At 73.2% G+C, this 12,930-nt stretch carries 13 protein-coding genes; 10 read left to right on the top strand and 3 right to left on the bottom strand.

Annotated elements, in window-relative coordinates:
* Both GSY69_RS04800 and GSY69_RS04795 read right to left on the bottom strand, forming a co-directional pair.
* A partial coding sequence (locus GSY69_RS04800; protein ID WP_160952741.1) for a glycosyltransferase occupies window positions 1-419 on the bottom strand: 419 nt, incomplete at its 3' end.
* Window positions 419-1,300 (bottom strand): DUF5926 family protein, encoded by an 882-nt coding sequence (locus GSY69_RS04795; protein WP_160952740.1) that lies wholly within the window; start codon window positions 1,298-1,300, stop codon window positions 419-421. The genes GSY69_RS04800 and GSY69_RS04795, both read right to left, overlap by 1 nt.
* A 100-nt stretch (window positions 1,301-1,400) precedes the next feature.
* On the opposite strand from GSY69_RS04795, the gene GSY69_RS04790 reads away from it, so the two are divergent.
* Both GSY69_RS04790 and GSY69_RS04785 read left to right on the top strand, forming a co-directional pair.
* Window positions 1,401-2,396 carry an HAD family hydrolase gene (locus GSY69_RS04790; RefSeq protein ID WP_160952739.1) on the top strand — a complete coding sequence of 332 codons (996 nt, stop codon included), beginning with the start codon at window positions 1,401-1,403 and terminating at the stop codon, window positions 2,394-2,396.
* 63 nt (window positions 2,397-2,459) lie between these two features.
* Entirely contained in the window at window positions 2,460-3,041 is a 582-nt protein-coding gene (locus tag GSY69_RS04785) for a GNAT family N-acetyltransferase (RefSeq protein WP_160952738.1), read from the top strand.
* Window positions 3,042-3,094: 53 nt separating this feature from the next.
* Here the strand turns inward: GSY69_RS04785 and GSY69_RS04780 are convergent, their stop codons facing one another.
* Window positions 3,095-4,000: an amidohydrolase family protein gene (locus GSY69_RS04780; RefSeq protein WP_202410815.1), complete on the bottom strand. Its 906-nt coding sequence runs from the start codon at window positions 3,998-4,000 to the stop codon at window positions 3,095-3,097.
* 207 nt (window positions 4,001-4,207) lie between these two features.
* Here GSY69_RS04780 and GSY69_RS04775 point away from each other — a divergent pair, with 207 nt between their 5' ends.
* The 8 genes from GSY69_RS04775 to GSY69_RS04740 all read left to right on the top strand — a co-directional run bounded on the left by GSY69_RS04775 (window position 4,208) and on the right by GSY69_RS04740 (window position 12,891).
* Window positions 4,208-5,215, top strand: coding sequence for a TetR family transcriptional regulator (locus GSY69_RS04775; protein ID WP_160952736.1), 1,008 nt, complete (start codon window positions 4,208-4,210; stop codon window positions 5,213-5,215).
* Window positions 5,212-6,096, top strand: coding sequence for a BKACE family enzyme (locus GSY69_RS04770; protein WP_160952735.1), 885 nt, complete (start codon window positions 5,212-5,214; stop codon window positions 6,094-6,096). Before GSY69_RS04775 ends, GSY69_RS04770 begins: the two co-directional genes overlap by 4 nt.
* Window positions 6,097-6,139: 43 nt before the next feature.
* Window positions 6,140-7,165, top strand: a complete 1,026-nt coding sequence (locus GSY69_RS04765) for a 3-hydroxyacyl-CoA dehydrogenase NAD-binding domain-containing protein (RefSeq protein ID WP_160952734.1) — start codon at window positions 6,140-6,142, stop codon at window positions 7,163-7,165.
* 1 nt (window position 7,166) lies between these two features.
* Complete coding sequence (locus GSY69_RS04760; protein ID WP_160952733.1) at window positions 7,167-7,607, top strand: thioesterase family protein; 441 nt, start codon at window positions 7,167-7,169, stop codon at window positions 7,605-7,607.
* 148 nt (window positions 7,608-7,755) lie between these two features.
* Entirely contained in the window at window positions 7,756-9,351 is a 1,596-nt protein-coding gene (locus GSY69_RS04755; RefSeq protein ID WP_160952732.1) for an ABC transporter substrate-binding protein, read from the top strand.
* A complete protein-coding gene (locus GSY69_RS04750) occupies window positions 9,348-10,304 on the top strand; it encodes an ABC transporter permease (RefSeq protein ID WP_160952731.1) in 957 nt (318 codons plus the stop codon). The genes GSY69_RS04755 and GSY69_RS04750 overlap by 4 nt, the downstream gene beginning before the upstream one ends.
* Window positions 10,301-11,194 (top strand): ABC transporter permease, encoded by an 894-nt coding sequence (locus tag GSY69_RS04745; protein WP_160952730.1) that lies wholly within the window; start codon window positions 10,301-10,303, stop codon window positions 11,192-11,194. Before GSY69_RS04750 ends, GSY69_RS04745 begins: the two co-directional genes overlap by 4 nt.
* Window positions 11,194-12,891 carry an ABC transporter ATP-binding protein gene (locus GSY69_RS04740; RefSeq protein ID WP_160952729.1) on the top strand — a complete coding sequence of 566 codons (1,698 nt, stop codon included), beginning with the start codon at window positions 11,194-11,196 and terminating at the stop codon, window positions 12,889-12,891. The genes GSY69_RS04745 and GSY69_RS04740 overlap by 1 nt, the downstream gene beginning before the upstream one ends.
* Window positions 12,892-12,930: the final 39 nt, after the last annotated feature.

Raw genomic sequence — 12,930 nt, 5'->3', positions numbered from 1 at the left:
GGCTCCCCGGCGGCGGACGCGAGCGCAGCCCGGCCCTCGAGCACGGGGGCCACGAGCGCCGCAGCGGCGCTGGCCCGCTCGCCGGCTCCCGCCGGGACGAAGAGCACGGGGCGCAGGCGGGGGGCGCGGTCGGGCATGACGGCGGAGACATCGCGGTTGCGCACGGCGCAGGCCCCGGTGAGCTCGGAGGCCGCGCGACCGCGGCGGACGTCGTGGACGAGCACCTGCGCGCCGGCGCGGCGGGCGGCGCGCTCCGTGCCGTCGGCGGAGGCGTCGTCGACGACGATGACGGCGTCGACGGCCGGGATCTCCTTGGCCGCGCGCACCGTCTGGGCGATCGTGCGGGCGGCGTCCTGGGCCCAGATCACGCAGGCGGCGGAGCCGGCGGCAGCGCCGCCTGCGGCGTGCTCGGCCGCCATCAGCGGATCGTGAGCTGGCGGGACACGACGCCGGAGCGGGCGCGCCGCTCATCCGCGCTCAGCGCGGCGGTGTCGGCGATCGCCGCGTCGAGTGCGCGGGCGAAGCCCTCGAGCACGCCCTCGACCTCGTCGGGCTGCTCGTGTGCGCCCAGCTCCCACACGGGGATCGCAATGCCGTGGGCGCGGAAGCAGCCCAGGTAGCGGCCCAGGCCGCCCAGCGTGTTCTCGCCCCGGGCGTGCAGGCGGGCGAGGCCGTCCATGACCGCGTCCTCCTCCTCGGAGCGCGCCCAGCGGACGTAGTTGCGCCCGCCCATCGACGTCCAGTAGACGCCCTCGGCGCCCACGAGCTTCTCCGTGGGGCTGATCGACTCGTTGGCCTGCTCAAGGGTGTCGCGGATCTCCTCGTCCTGCTGGGCGGCGTCGGCGGGCAGCCAGTAGTCGAACGTCTCGCTCACGCTGACCGTGAACGGCGCGGAGGCATCGAGGATGTCCTGCAGCCGGGGCCCCTGGCCCGGATCGCCGGTGGCCTCGGCGTGCGTGCCCGGCTGGGCGTCCTTGACCGCGAGGATCGCCGCCGCGACGTCGCGCGAGGGATCGGGCGAGGAGACGGGTGTCTGCAGGCCGGCCATGATGACGCCGTCGGCGCGGTGCAGGCCCTGCCAGGCGGCGGGCAGCAGCGAGGCGAAGACGATCTCGTCGCCCCCGTACTCGGCGGTGAGCTTCGCCGTGGCGGTGGCCGCCGGGACGAGTTCGCGCAGGCTCACGAGATCGGCCTCGAACGGCAGGCCCTCGAACGGGCGCTTGACGAACGCGGAGGCCTGGGCCCGGGCGAGGCGCTTGGCGATGACATCGGCGGTGGACTTCTTGGACTTCTTTCCCATGCCCGGCAGTCTATCGGGCGGGCGCGCGGCGGCGCAGGCACTCGAGGTCCGGCCAAGCGGGGGTGCGGGCACTCGGCGCGCCGGCGCCTAGGGTGGGGGCATGGCCGACGACGCGCAGCAGCCCGCAGCCCAGCCCCGCGCCGCCTCCGGGGCAGCCCCCAGCACTCCCTCCCGGGGGGCCGGGGCACCGGCTCCGCCCTCGGCGCTGGAGGCCCCCGCCGCCGAGCTGGCGGGCATCCGGCTCATCGTCAGCGACATGGACGGCACGCTGCTCGACGACCGCGACCGGCTGCCGCCGGCCCTGTGGGACCAGCTCGCGCGGCTGCGCGCCGCGGGCATCGCCTTCGCCCCGGCCAGCGGGCGCCCGTACGCCACGCTGCGCCAGCTCTTCGTCGAGGACGCGCCCGCCCCGCGCAGCGGTGAGCCGTACGCCCGCGGCATGTTCTTCCTGGCGGAGAACGGCGGCTTCGTCGTCCGCGACGACGCCCAGGTCTCCGCGCAGGTCCTCGACCCCGGCGTGGTGCGCCGGATCGTCGAGGCCTCGCGCAGCCCCGAGCTGGCCGGGCTCGATGCCGGGATCATCGTGTGCGGGGCCCGCGGGGCCCGCGTCGAGCGCGGCGACGAGCGCTTCCTCGCCGAGGTGCGCCGCTACTATTCGGCACTCGACGTCGCGGCCGATGTCCTGGCCTTCGACCTGGAGGGCGGGGACTCGGTCACCGGGCCCATCGTCAAGCTCTCCGCCTATGCGTTCAGCCCCACCGAGCGGCTGGCCGAGGTGTTCGCCGGCATCACCGACCCGGCCGGGCACCGCACCGTCATCTCCGGGCAGAGCTGGATCGACATGATGCGCGCGGACACGGACAAGGGGGCGGCCCTGCGCAGCCTCCAGGCCCACCTGGGCGTGGGGCGAGCGCAGACGATGGTATTCGGCGACTTCCACAATGACCTCGGCATGCTGACCGAGGCGGGCATCCCCGTCGCGATGGCCAACGCCCACCCGGACGTGCGCGCCGCGGCCCGCTTCACCGCCCCGCCGAACACGGCGGCCGGCGTCAGCCAGGTCATCGAGGCGGTGCTGCGCGCACAGGGGGCGTAACCGCCGCGCCCGCCGCCCCGCGGGGCGCCCCCCGGTGTGCCCCGGCCCGCTAGGCTCGTGCCCATGGCTCTCTATCCCGGACTCGACCCGCAGAAGGCCGCGAAGCGGCACGTCCGCTACGCCCAGGCGCTCATCGACGCCGGCTTCGAATTCGAGCTGCAGACCGGCCGGGCCGGCCGCGACGACGTGGCCGGGCTCATGGCCGAGTCGGTCGCCGAGGCGCGCGAAGACGCGGGCGATCCCGTCGCGCAGGCGGGCTTCGCGCTCAATCCGCAGGATTCGGGCATCGCGGTGCGCTCCCCGGAGGGGGAGCTGGCCGGCGCGAGCGTCGTCGCCGCCGTCGAGTTCGACGAGCGCACCGCGCTCTTCCTGCGCGGCCTGGGGGTGGCCGAGGCGTTCCGCTCCCGCGGGATCGGCACGGTCCTCATCGGCATGACGCCGCAGGTACTCACGCAGGCAGGCCTGCCGAGCCGCTCGCGGATCGTCACGCGCTGCCCCGAGGTGCGGGCCACGTTCTTCCACCGCGCCGCGTTCACGGTCGAGCAGCCCGGCGCCGAGGTGCCCGATGCGCTCGCGCGAATCGGCGGCGAGCTGCTGCCGGACTTCGGGCCCACCGCCTGCTGGGCGCACATGGACGTGCCGTAGGCGGCACTTCTCCGGGCCCGCGCGGTGCCGGGCCCATCCCCCGCCCGGCCGCGTCAGGCCGATTCGCTCAGGCCCAGCAGCCGCGCCCCGTTGTCGTGGAGGACGGCGCGCAGCCAGTCCGCGCCCAGCCCCAGGCTCTCGAGCGCCTCGAGCTGATGGAGATAGGGGTAGGGGATGTTGGGGAAGTCCGTGCCGAGCACCACGCGCTCGCGCAGCTGTGCGAGGCGCGGCAGCAGCTCGCGCGGATAGGGGTCCGCCGCCTCGACGAAGTCCGTGAAGACCATCGTCGTGTCGAGGCCGACCGATTCGTGGGCCTCGGCCAGCGCAAGGAACTCGGCGTACTCCGGCATGCCCATGTGGGCGAAGACGAGGCGCAGCCGGGGGTGGCGGCGCAGCAGCTCGGCCGGGCCGCGCGGCCCGGTGAACTCCCCGGGCCGCGGCCCGGAGCCCACGTGGATGACGACGGGCACCTGTGCGTCCTCGACGAGGCCCCAGACGGCCGCGAGGCGCTCATCGAGCGGATCGAACGCGCCCACCTGCACGTGGACCTTGAAGATCCGCGTCCCGGCGGCCAGGGCCTGCGCCACGTACTCGGGCGCGGACTCCTCCGGGTAGAAGGTGGCCGACAGGGCGCACTCCGGCACGCGGGCCGCGAAGCCGCGCGACCAGTCATTCAGCCACGCGGCCATGCCTGGCCGGTGGGCGTAGTTGAGCGAGGTGAACGCCCGCAGCCCGAAGCCGCGCAGCGCGGCCACCCGCTCGTCCTCCGGCAGGCGGTAGGCGATGGGCCAGGCACGCCCGATGAGCGGGCCGGCGGAGTCGAAGTAGTCCCAGACCTTGGCCAGCACCCGCTGCGGCATGAAGTGCGTGTGGACGTCGACGAGGCCGGGCAGGCCCAGGCTCTCGGTCAGGGCGCGGATGCGCTGGGGCTCGTCATCGGGCGGAGTCGCACTGGGCATGCCCCATGGTCTCATTCCGGCACAGCTTCCGGTGCGGCCGTATGGCCCCCACCGCAGCGCCCGCGCGCGGCCGCGCACTGCCAGCGTGCCCCATCCCGCCTCGGCATGCCGCCCAGCGCCCGCCCCCACCGGTTTGCGATTCGGCCCGGCAGCTGACTGGTCGCCAGACACTTGCGATGAGCGCAAGCGGTCCGTAGGCTCGCTGCCATGGTGAGCGCAGCAGTGCCCGCGGCGCCGGGCGGACAGTCCGCGCAGGCGCCCCCGGCCCCTGCCGCCGAGCCGCGCACCGCAGCGCGGGCGCGCGAAGCCGTCGCCGCCTCGGGCCTGGCCCAGCGCGAGGTGGCCCGCCGCATGGGACTCGACGAGACGAAGCTGTCGAAGTCGCTGCGCGGGGCGCGGCGCTTCCAACCCGACGAGCTGTTCCGGCTGGCCACGGCCACCGGCGCCACCGTCGCATGGCTGCTCGCCGACTCCGGTTCCGCGGCGGCGCCGCGGCCGGGCTCACTGCCGGCGGCCCACGGCAGGGGCGAGCATGCCTCCCGCCGCCTGGCCATCGTCGAGCGTGCCTGGGAGCTCTTCGCCCACCGCGGCTTCTCCGGTGTGCGGATGTCCGACGTCGCCCAGGCCGCCGGGGTCTCCCCCGCCGCCCTGCACTACCACTTCGAGTCCAAGCGCGAGCTGTTCCACGAGACGCTGCGCTACTCCATCAAGCTCGCCTACGACCGCCAGGCGGCGGAGCTCGCCGGCATCGCGGACCCGGCGGCCCGGCTGCGCCGCCTGTTCGCCCTCCAGGCCCCGCAGGGCGAGACCGGCCGCGCGGAGTGGTCGATCTGGATGCAGACGTGGGCCTCGGCCGCCGTGGGCGAGGGCGCGCGGGTGCACGCCGAGGGCTACGGCCGGTGGCGCAGGACCGTCGCGGCGATCGTCGCCGAGGGCTGCGCGAGCGGGTCCTTCGCCCCTGCCTCCCCGGCCGAGCAGGACGCCGCCGTCGAGGCGCTCACGGCCTACGCCGACGGCCTGGGCATCCGGGTCATGACGGGAATGATCGACGCGCCGGACATGCTCGCCCGCCTCGATGCGGCCATCGAGCGCACGCTGCGCCCGCACGCTCCCTCCCCCGCGGCGGCACGGCCGCGCCCGCCGCTGGCAACTGCCCCTGGACCCCCTCGCTCCGGGCACACCCCGCCCACCCCCACGGAAGGAACCGCGCCATGAACCGCAACGTCATCGTCACCTGCGCCCTGACCGGAGCCGGCGACACCGCCGGCAAGAGCGAGCACGTGCCCGTCACCCCGGAGGAGATCGCGAACGATGCGATCGCCGCGGCCCGCGCGGGCGCCTCGGTCGTCCACATCCACGTGCGCGACCCGCAGACGAAGCAGGGCTCGCGCGAGACCGCCCACTACGAGGAGGTGCTGCGCCTCGTGCGGGAGTCCGATGTGGACCCCGTCATCAACATGACGGCGGGCATGGGCGGCGACTACGCGATCGACCCGCAGAGCCCCCTGGACTCCGTCGCCGGCACCGACCTCGTCAACCAGGCCACCCGCCTCACCCACGTGGAGAGGCTGCGCCCGGAGATCTGCACGCTCGACTGCGGGACCCTCAACTTCGGCGAGGGCAGCCAGATCTACATCTCCACCCCGGACATGATGCGCGAGGGCGCCGCCCGCATCCGCGAGCTCGGCGTCAAGCCCGAGCTCGAGTGCTTCGACACGGGCAACGTGTGGTTCGCCAACGTCATGAACGACGAGGGCCTGCTCGACACGCCGCCGCTCTACCAGCTGTGCCAGGGCATCCCCTACGGCGCCCCGGCCGATCCCGCCCTGCTCCAGGCCATGGTGGGCCTGCTGCCCGCCGACGCGCAGTTCACGGCGTTCGCGATCGGCGCCAACCAGCTCCCGTGGGTCGCCCAGTCGATCATGCTCGGCGGCCACGTGCGCGTGGGCCTCGAGGACAACCTCTACCTCTCCAAGGGCGTGAAGGCCACCAACGCCTCGCTCACGCAGCGCGCCATCGAGATCATCGAGCGCATGGGCGCGCGGGTCGCCTCCCCGAACGAGGCCCGCGAGATCCTGGGCCTCGCCCAGCACTGAGCGCCGCCGCACTCCCCCTGACCCCGCACCGAAAGGACACCCCATGGCCGTTCGCCCGCCCCTGCGCCCCCTGGACTCCGTCGACACCGCCGCCTGCGTCGGCGCCGGCACGATCGGCGGCGGCTGGGCCGCCTACTTCCTCTCCCGCGGCATGCGGGTGCGGGTCTGGGATCCCAGCCCCGATGCCCCGGAGAAGCTCGAGCGCCTCATCGACGCAGCCTGGCCCGCGCTCACCGAGCTGGGCCTGGCCCCCGGCGCCGATCGCAGTGCGTGGTCCGTGCACACCGACCTCGCCGAGGCCCTCGAGGGCGTGGGCTTCGTCCAGGAGTCCGCGCCGGAGGTGCTCGAGGTCAAGCAGCGGCTGCTCGCCGACATCGCCGCGGCCGCCCCCGCCGACGTCGTCATCGGCTCGTCCACCTCCGGGTACTCGATGACGGAGATGGCCGGGCTGGCGGCAGATCCCTCGCACCTCGTCGTGGGCCACCCGTTCAACCCGTCCTACCTCATCCCGCTCGTCGAGGTGGTGGGCGGGGCGGCCACGGAGCCCGCCGCCGTTGCCTGGGCGGCGGCCTTCTACGAGCGCCTGGGCAAGTCCGTCATCCGGATGGACGCCGAGGTGCCCGGCTTCATCGCCAACCGGCTCCAGGAGGCGCTGTGGCGCGAGGCGCTGCACATGGTGGACAACGGCGAGGCGACCGTCGAGCAGATCGACCGCTCGATCACCGATGGGCCGGGCCTGCGCTGGCCCCTCCAGGGCCCCATGCTCACGTTCCACCTGGCCGGCGGCGAGGGCGGCATGGCCCACATGCTCGACCACTTCGGCCCCTCCCTGCTGTCCCCGTGGACCCGCCTCGAGGCCCCCGAGCTCACCGACCGGCTGCGCGATGCCGTCATCGCGGGCTCGGACGACGAGGTGGGCGAGCGCACCTTCGAGCAGCTCGTCCACGCCCGGGACGCCTCGATCATCGCCGTCCGCAAGGCCGTCGCCTCCGTGAGGGAGGCCTACGAGTCGGCCGCCGCGCAGGCGGCCCGGGAGATCGACGGCGCCGCGGAGCGGGAGGAGGGCTGAGATGGGCGTGAGCGAGTACGCGACCGAGGTCCGCGCGGAGTGGATCGACTACAACGGCCACTTCTCCGAGGGCTACTACGTCCTGGTCTTCGGCTTCGCGACGGACGAGGCGATGGCCGCGCTGGGACTGGGCGAGGACTACCGCGCCGCCAGCGGCTGCTCCCTGTACACGGTGGAGTCGCACGTGCGCTACCTCTCCGAGGTGGGCCTGGGCGCCCAGCTGCGGATCGCCACCGAGGTGATCGGCGCCGCGGAGAGGAAACTGCAGCTGGCACATACGATGTATGCGGGAAATGAGATCATCGCCACAGAGGAGCTGCTCGCGTTGCACGTCGACCAGGCGGCCGGGCGCGCGGTTCCGCTGCCGGAGGAGGTGAGAGCCGCCGCCGAGGCGCGCCTGTCGCCCGCTCCCGACTGGAGCGGCCGCCGGGTCGGCCTCTGAGTCCTGCCGGGCGGCCGCGGCGCACCCAGCGCGGCCGGCCCCGCCCCGGGTGCGCACGCGCCCGCAGCCCGCAGCGGCAGCAGCCGCCGCCTCGGGCTCCGATGCACGGCTGCGCCGGCCGCGCCGCGGCCGAAAGTGAGGAGAGACGATGCCAGAGCCCGAACACAGGAGGAGGCCGGGCGCGCACAGGCTGAGCCGCCGCGGCCTGCTCGGCTCGGGAGCGGCGCTGGGCTCGCTCGGCCTGCTGGCCGCCTGTTCGAACGGCGCCGGCGGCGGTGAGCACTTCCAGGTCGAGGGGCCCCCGCGCAAGGGCGGGATCCTGCGCGTGGGCCTGACCGGCGGCTCGGCCGCGGACACGGCCGATGCCCACTCCCCCGTCAACAACGGCGACATCGCCCGCACGGTCAACCTCTACGATCCCCTCCTCATGCGCGACGACGACTACGTCCTGCGTCCCCGCCTGGCCACCTCGTTCAAGCCCAACGCCGCCGCCACCGTGTGGACGGCCACGCTGCGGACCGGGGTGAGGTTCTCCGACGGCTCACCGCTCGAGCCCGAGGACGTCGTCTACACGTTCAAGCGCATCACCGACAAGAAGGACCCCAAGGTCATCGCGTCCGGGCTCACGATGCTCGACGACGTCGTCAAGACCGGTCCGCACACGGTGGAGTTCCGCCTGAGCGAGCCCAACAGCGTCCTCGACGACCAGATCGGGCAGTACGCCGGCGGGATCGTGCCCCGCGGCTACGACCCCAAGAAGCCGATCGGCACCGGCCCCTTCGTCCTCGAGTCATTCGCCCCCGGCGAGTCGACCGTCCTCAAGCCCAACCCGCACTACTGGGGCAAGACGGGGCCGTTCGTCGACGAGGTGCGCCTGCTGAGCTTCAACGACGACGACGCGGTCATCAACGCCCTGCTCTCCAGCCAGGTCGACGCGGTCTCGCAGATCCCCCTCGCCCTCGTCGAGGTGATCGGCTCCGACGAGCGCATGGCGATCCTCAACTCCAAGACCGGCCGGTGGATGCCCTTCACCATGCGCGTCGACCGCCCGCCGTTCGACGATGTGCGGGTCCGCCAGGCGTTCCGGCTCGTCGTCGACCGCCAGCAGATGATCGACCAGGTCCTCTCCGGGTTCGGCCAGCTGGGCAACGACATGTACGGCATCCTCGATCCCGCCTATCCCAAGGACATCCCGCAGCGCACGCAGGACATCGCGAAGGCCAAGGAGCTCCTCGCGGCGGCCGGCCACGGCAACGGCCTCAAGGTCGAGCTCGTCACGGCCCCCATCCAGTCCGGCGTCGTCGAGGCCGCCCAGGTCTTCGCCCAGCAGGCCAAGGCCGCGGACATCGACGTGAGCATCCGCCGGGTGGACTCCACGACGTTCTTCGGCGACGACTACCTCCAGTGGGACTTCGCGCAGGACTTCTGGAACTCGCGCAACATCCTGGGCCAGACCGTCGCCGGCACCGTCAAGGACGCCCCGTTCAACGAGACCCACTGGGACAATCCGCGCTTCGAGCGGCTCGCGGCGCAGGCGCGTGGCGAGCTCGACGAGGCCAAGCGGGCGAAGCTCATCCGGCAGGGCCAGGAGATGCTCTTCGACGAGGGCGGCTACATCATCTGGGGGTTCGCCAACCAGGTGGACGCCTACCAGAAGTACGTGGCCGGCATGAAGGAGAACGCGACCGGCATCCCGCTGGGCGGCTACAACTTCAACCGCGTGTGGATCGGGGAGGTCTCATGATCGCCAAGCTCATCGCCAAGCGGCTGGCCGTCTCCGTGCTCATCCTGCTGGCCGTATCCGTCATCGTCTTCGCCGCGACCCTCCTGCTGCCGGGCGATCCGGCCCGCGCCATCCTCGGCCAGCAGGCGACCCCGGAGCGGATCGCCGCGCTCAACGAGCAGATGCACCTCGACCAGCCGCCCGTCGTGCGCTACTTCCTGTGGCTCGGCGGCCTGTTCACCGGCGACTTCGGCCTCTCGACCTCCGCGAACGCCCCCGTGGCCGTGCTGCTGGGCGAGCGGCTGGGCAACAGCCTCGTCCTCATGGCGCTGGCCGCGCTCATCTCCGTGCCGGTGGGCATCGCGGTGGGAATCTTCTCCGCCCTGCACCGCGGCAGGCGCTCGGACTCGGCGGTCACGTGGGTGACGCTCGCACTCGCGGCGCTGCCCGAGTTCGTCATCGGCATCGGGCTCATCACGCTGTTCGCCACCTCGGTGCTGAAGATCCTGCCCGCCGTGACCATGTCGCCGCCCGGCCAGCCGGTGTGGCTCATCCCCTCGCAGCTCGTGCTTCCCACCCTCACGCTCGCGCTGGTCGTCGCGCCCTACATTGCGCGCATGATGCGCGCGACGATGATCGAGGTGCTCGACTCCGGCTACATCGAGATGGCACGCCTCAAGGGCGTCCCGGAGCGCCGGGTGATCTTCCGCCATGCGCTGCCCCACGCGATCGGGCCCGTCGCCCAGGTCGTCGCGATCCAGCTCGCGTGGCTGGCCGGCGGCGTCGTGGTCGTCGAGTTCCTCTTCCGCTTCCCCGGCATGGGCCAGGCGCTCATCGACGCCGTGAACTACCGTGACGTCGCCGTCGTCCAGGCGGTGTCGATGATCGTCGCGGCGGTCTACATCGTCGTCAACCTCGCCGCCGACATCATCGGCATCATGGCCGATCCGAAGCTGAGGAGCGCAGCCGCATGAGCACGCACATCCTGACCTCGGACCCCACGGGCGCGCCCCCGCGCACCTCGTCGAAGCCGCCCGGCGTGCTGCGCCGCGTGTGGGCGCAGAGCGAGGGGCGCGTGGGCATCGTCCTCACGGCCGTCGTCGTGGTCCTCGCCGTCTTCGGCCCACTCCTCGCGGCGCCCCTGACCGGCTACACGCCCTACCAGTTCGCGGACAGGCCCTTCGCCCACTCCGGCGTCTTCGGCACGGACAACCTGGGCCGCAGCGTGCTCGCCCGGTTCCTCGACGGCGGGCGCCTGCTCCTCCTCTACTCCGTGCTCGCCACCGCGCTGGGCATGGTCGTGGGCGGGGCGCTGGGCATGCTCGCCGCCTATGCCCGCGGCTGGCTCGACTCCGTCATCATGCGGCTCAACGACATCGTGCTCGCCATCCCGCAGCTCGTGTTCGCGCTGCTGGCGATCACCGTGCTCGGGCCCAAGGGGTGGGTCCTCGTCGTCGTCATCGGCCTCACCCACGCACCCCGGATCGCCCGCGTGGCGCGCTCGGCGACGCTGCGCGTCATCAACGAGGACTACATCCGCGCCGCGGAGATGTACTCGGTGCCGCGCTGGCGGATCATCGGCCGCGAGATCCTGCCCAACATCGCCGGCCCCCTGTCCGTGGAGGCCGGGCTGCGCCTGACCTACTCGATCGGCGCGATCGCCTCGCTGTCGTTCCTGGGCCTGGGCATGCAGCCGCCCACCGCGGACTGGGGCCTCATGATCAACGAGAACCGGATCGCCCTGAGCGTCCAGCCCTGGGGCGTGCTGCTGTCCGTGTTCGCGATCGCGGTGCTCACCATCGGCACGAACCTCCTCGCCGATGCGATCGCCCGCGCCACCGCCCAGACGACCGTGGAGGAATGATGACCACCGCTCCCCCCGCCGCGCCCGGCGCGGCCCCCGCGCCCGGTGCGGCGCAGCCGGCCCCGGCCGGACCCGCCGACGGCGCCGACGTCGTCCTGCGCATCGACGACCTGAGGATCGCCACGACCGGCGACGCCGAGATCCTCCACGGGATCAGCCTGAGCCTGCGCCGCGGCCAGCTGCTGGGCCTCGTGGGCGAATCCGGCTCCGGCAAGACCACCGCCGGGCTGGCCTGCCTGGGCCACTTCCGCGCGGGCCTCAAGCACACGGGCGGGTCCGTGACGATCTGGCCGCGCGGTGGCGAGCGCATCGTCGTCCAGGAGCTCGGCGAGGACGCGCTGCGCCAGCTGCGCGGCGCGCGCGTGGCCTACATCCCCCAGGACCCCGCGCTCTCCCTCAACCCGGCGATGCGGGTGGGCGAGCAGATCCGCGAGGTCCTCGACGTCCACCGCTGGGGCGATTCGGATGCCGCACGCGAGGCGCGGGTCGCCGAGGTCCTCGCCGACGTGGGGCTGCCCTCGGACCGGGACTACCGGAGGCGGTGGCCCCATCAGCTCTCCGGCGGCCAGCAGCAGCGCATCGGCATCGCGATGGCGTTCGCGATGTTCCCCGATGTGCTCATCCTCGACGAGCCCACCACGGGCCTCGACGTCTCCACGCAGGCGCACGTGCTCGACACGATCCGCGACATGACGCGCCGCAACGACGTCGCCGGGCTCTACATCACCCATGACCTGGCGGTCGTCGCGGAGCTCGCGGACCGGGTCGCCGTCATGCTGCGCGGCATGCTCGTCGAGGAGGGCCCGGTCGAGCGCGTCCTCCACCATCCCGAGCACGACTACACGAAGCGCCTGCTCGAGGCGGTGCCGGACCTCGCCGGGCGCAAGGCGATCGGCGGCGACCCCTACCGCGACTCCCCCGCCCGGATCGCCGACGACGCGACGGCACCGCCGCTGCTGGCCGCACGGAACATCCGGCTCTCCTACGGCGAGGCGCAGATCCTCGACGGCATCGACCTCACGCTGGAGCCCGGCGAGTGCACGATGCTGCTGGGCGAGTCCGGCTCGGGCAAGACGACGCTCTCCCGCTGCGTCGCGGGTCTCATCGACGACTACACGGGCACGGTGGCGCTCGAGAGTGCGCAGCTCGCGCCCTCGACCCGCAAGCGCACTGCCGAGCAGCGCTCGGCCATCCAGTACGTCTTCCAGAGCCCGTTCTCCTCGCTCAACCCGCGCCGCACGATCGGCGAGTCCCTCACGGTGCCGCTCGAGACGTCCCAGCGGGTGCCCAAGGCCCGAAGGCGCCGGGTCGTCGAGGAGGCCCTCGACGCCGTGCGGCTGGGCCGCTCGTTCTTCGACCGCCGGCCGGGCGACCTGTCCGGCGGCGAGCGGCAGCGCGCCGCGATCGCGCGCGCGCTGGTGAATTCGCCGCGCGTCCTCGTGTGCGACGAGGTCACGAGCGCCCTCGACGTCTCCGTCCAGGCCTCGATCATCGGGCTGCTGCGGCGGCTGCGGGAGGAGAACGGGCTGGCGATGCTCTTCGTCACGCACAACATCACGCTGGCCCGGCACATCGCGGACAACCTGGCGATCCTCAACCGGGGCCGGATCGTGGACTACGGGCCGGTGGACGACGTGTTCGCCCACCCCACCCACGCGTACACGAAGGCGCTGCTGGCCGACATCCCCACCCTGTAGGGGCGCACCGCCCGTGCGGGCCCACCCGGCTGTTACGAT

Origin of the sequence: Brevibacterium rongguiense, assembly GCF_009857845.1 — a bacterium.
In the GTDB taxonomy this organism is placed as follows: Bacteria; Actinomycetota; Actinomycetes; order Actinomycetales; family Brevibacteriaceae; genus Brevibacterium; species Brevibacterium rongguiense.
Note: the sequence above shows the minus strand (reverse complement) of the source record. Positions and strands in the feature narration are given on the sequence as shown.

Coding starts and splice junctions, on each gene's coding strand:
- GSY69_RS04795 (WP_160952740.1), bottom strand. CDS start 1,300: ATGGGAAAGAAGTCCAAGAAGTCCACCGCCGATGTCATCGCCAAGCGC.
- GSY69_RS04790 (WP_160952739.1), top strand. CDS start 1,401: ATGGCCGACGACGCGCAGCAGCCCGCAGCCCAGCCCCGCGCCGCCTCC.
- GSY69_RS04785 (WP_160952738.1), top strand. CDS start 2,460: ATGGCTCTCTATCCCGGACTCGACCCGCAGAAGGCCGCGAAGCGGCAC.
- GSY69_RS04780 (WP_202410815.1), bottom strand. CDS start 4,000: ATGCCCAGTGCGACTCCGCCCGATGACGAGCCCCAGCGCATCCGCGCC.
- GSY69_RS04775 (WP_160952736.1), top strand. CDS start 4,208: ATGGTGAGCGCAGCAGTGCCCGCGGCGCCGGGCGGACAGTCCGCGCAG.
- GSY69_RS04770 (WP_160952735.1), top strand. CDS start 5,212: ATGAACCGCAACGTCATCGTCACCTGCGCCCTGACCGGAGCCGGCGAC.
- GSY69_RS04765 (WP_160952734.1), top strand. CDS start 6,140: ATGGCCGTTCGCCCGCCCCTGCGCCCCCTGGACTCCGTCGACACCGCC.
- GSY69_RS04760 (WP_160952733.1), top strand. CDS start 7,167: ATGGGCGTGAGCGAGTACGCGACCGAGGTCCGCGCGGAGTGGATCGAC.
- GSY69_RS04755 (WP_160952732.1), top strand. CDS start 7,756: ATGCCAGAGCCCGAACACAGGAGGAGGCCGGGCGCGCACAGGCTGAGC.
- GSY69_RS04750 (WP_160952731.1), top strand. CDS start 9,348: ATGATCGCCAAGCTCATCGCCAAGCGGCTGGCCGTCTCCGTGCTCATC.
- GSY69_RS04745 (WP_160952730.1), top strand. CDS start 10,301: ATGAGCACGCACATCCTGACCTCGGACCCCACGGGCGCGCCCCCGCGC.
- GSY69_RS04740 (WP_160952729.1), top strand. CDS start 11,194: ATGACCACCGCTCCCCCCGCCGCGCCCGGCGCGGCCCCCGCGCCCGGT.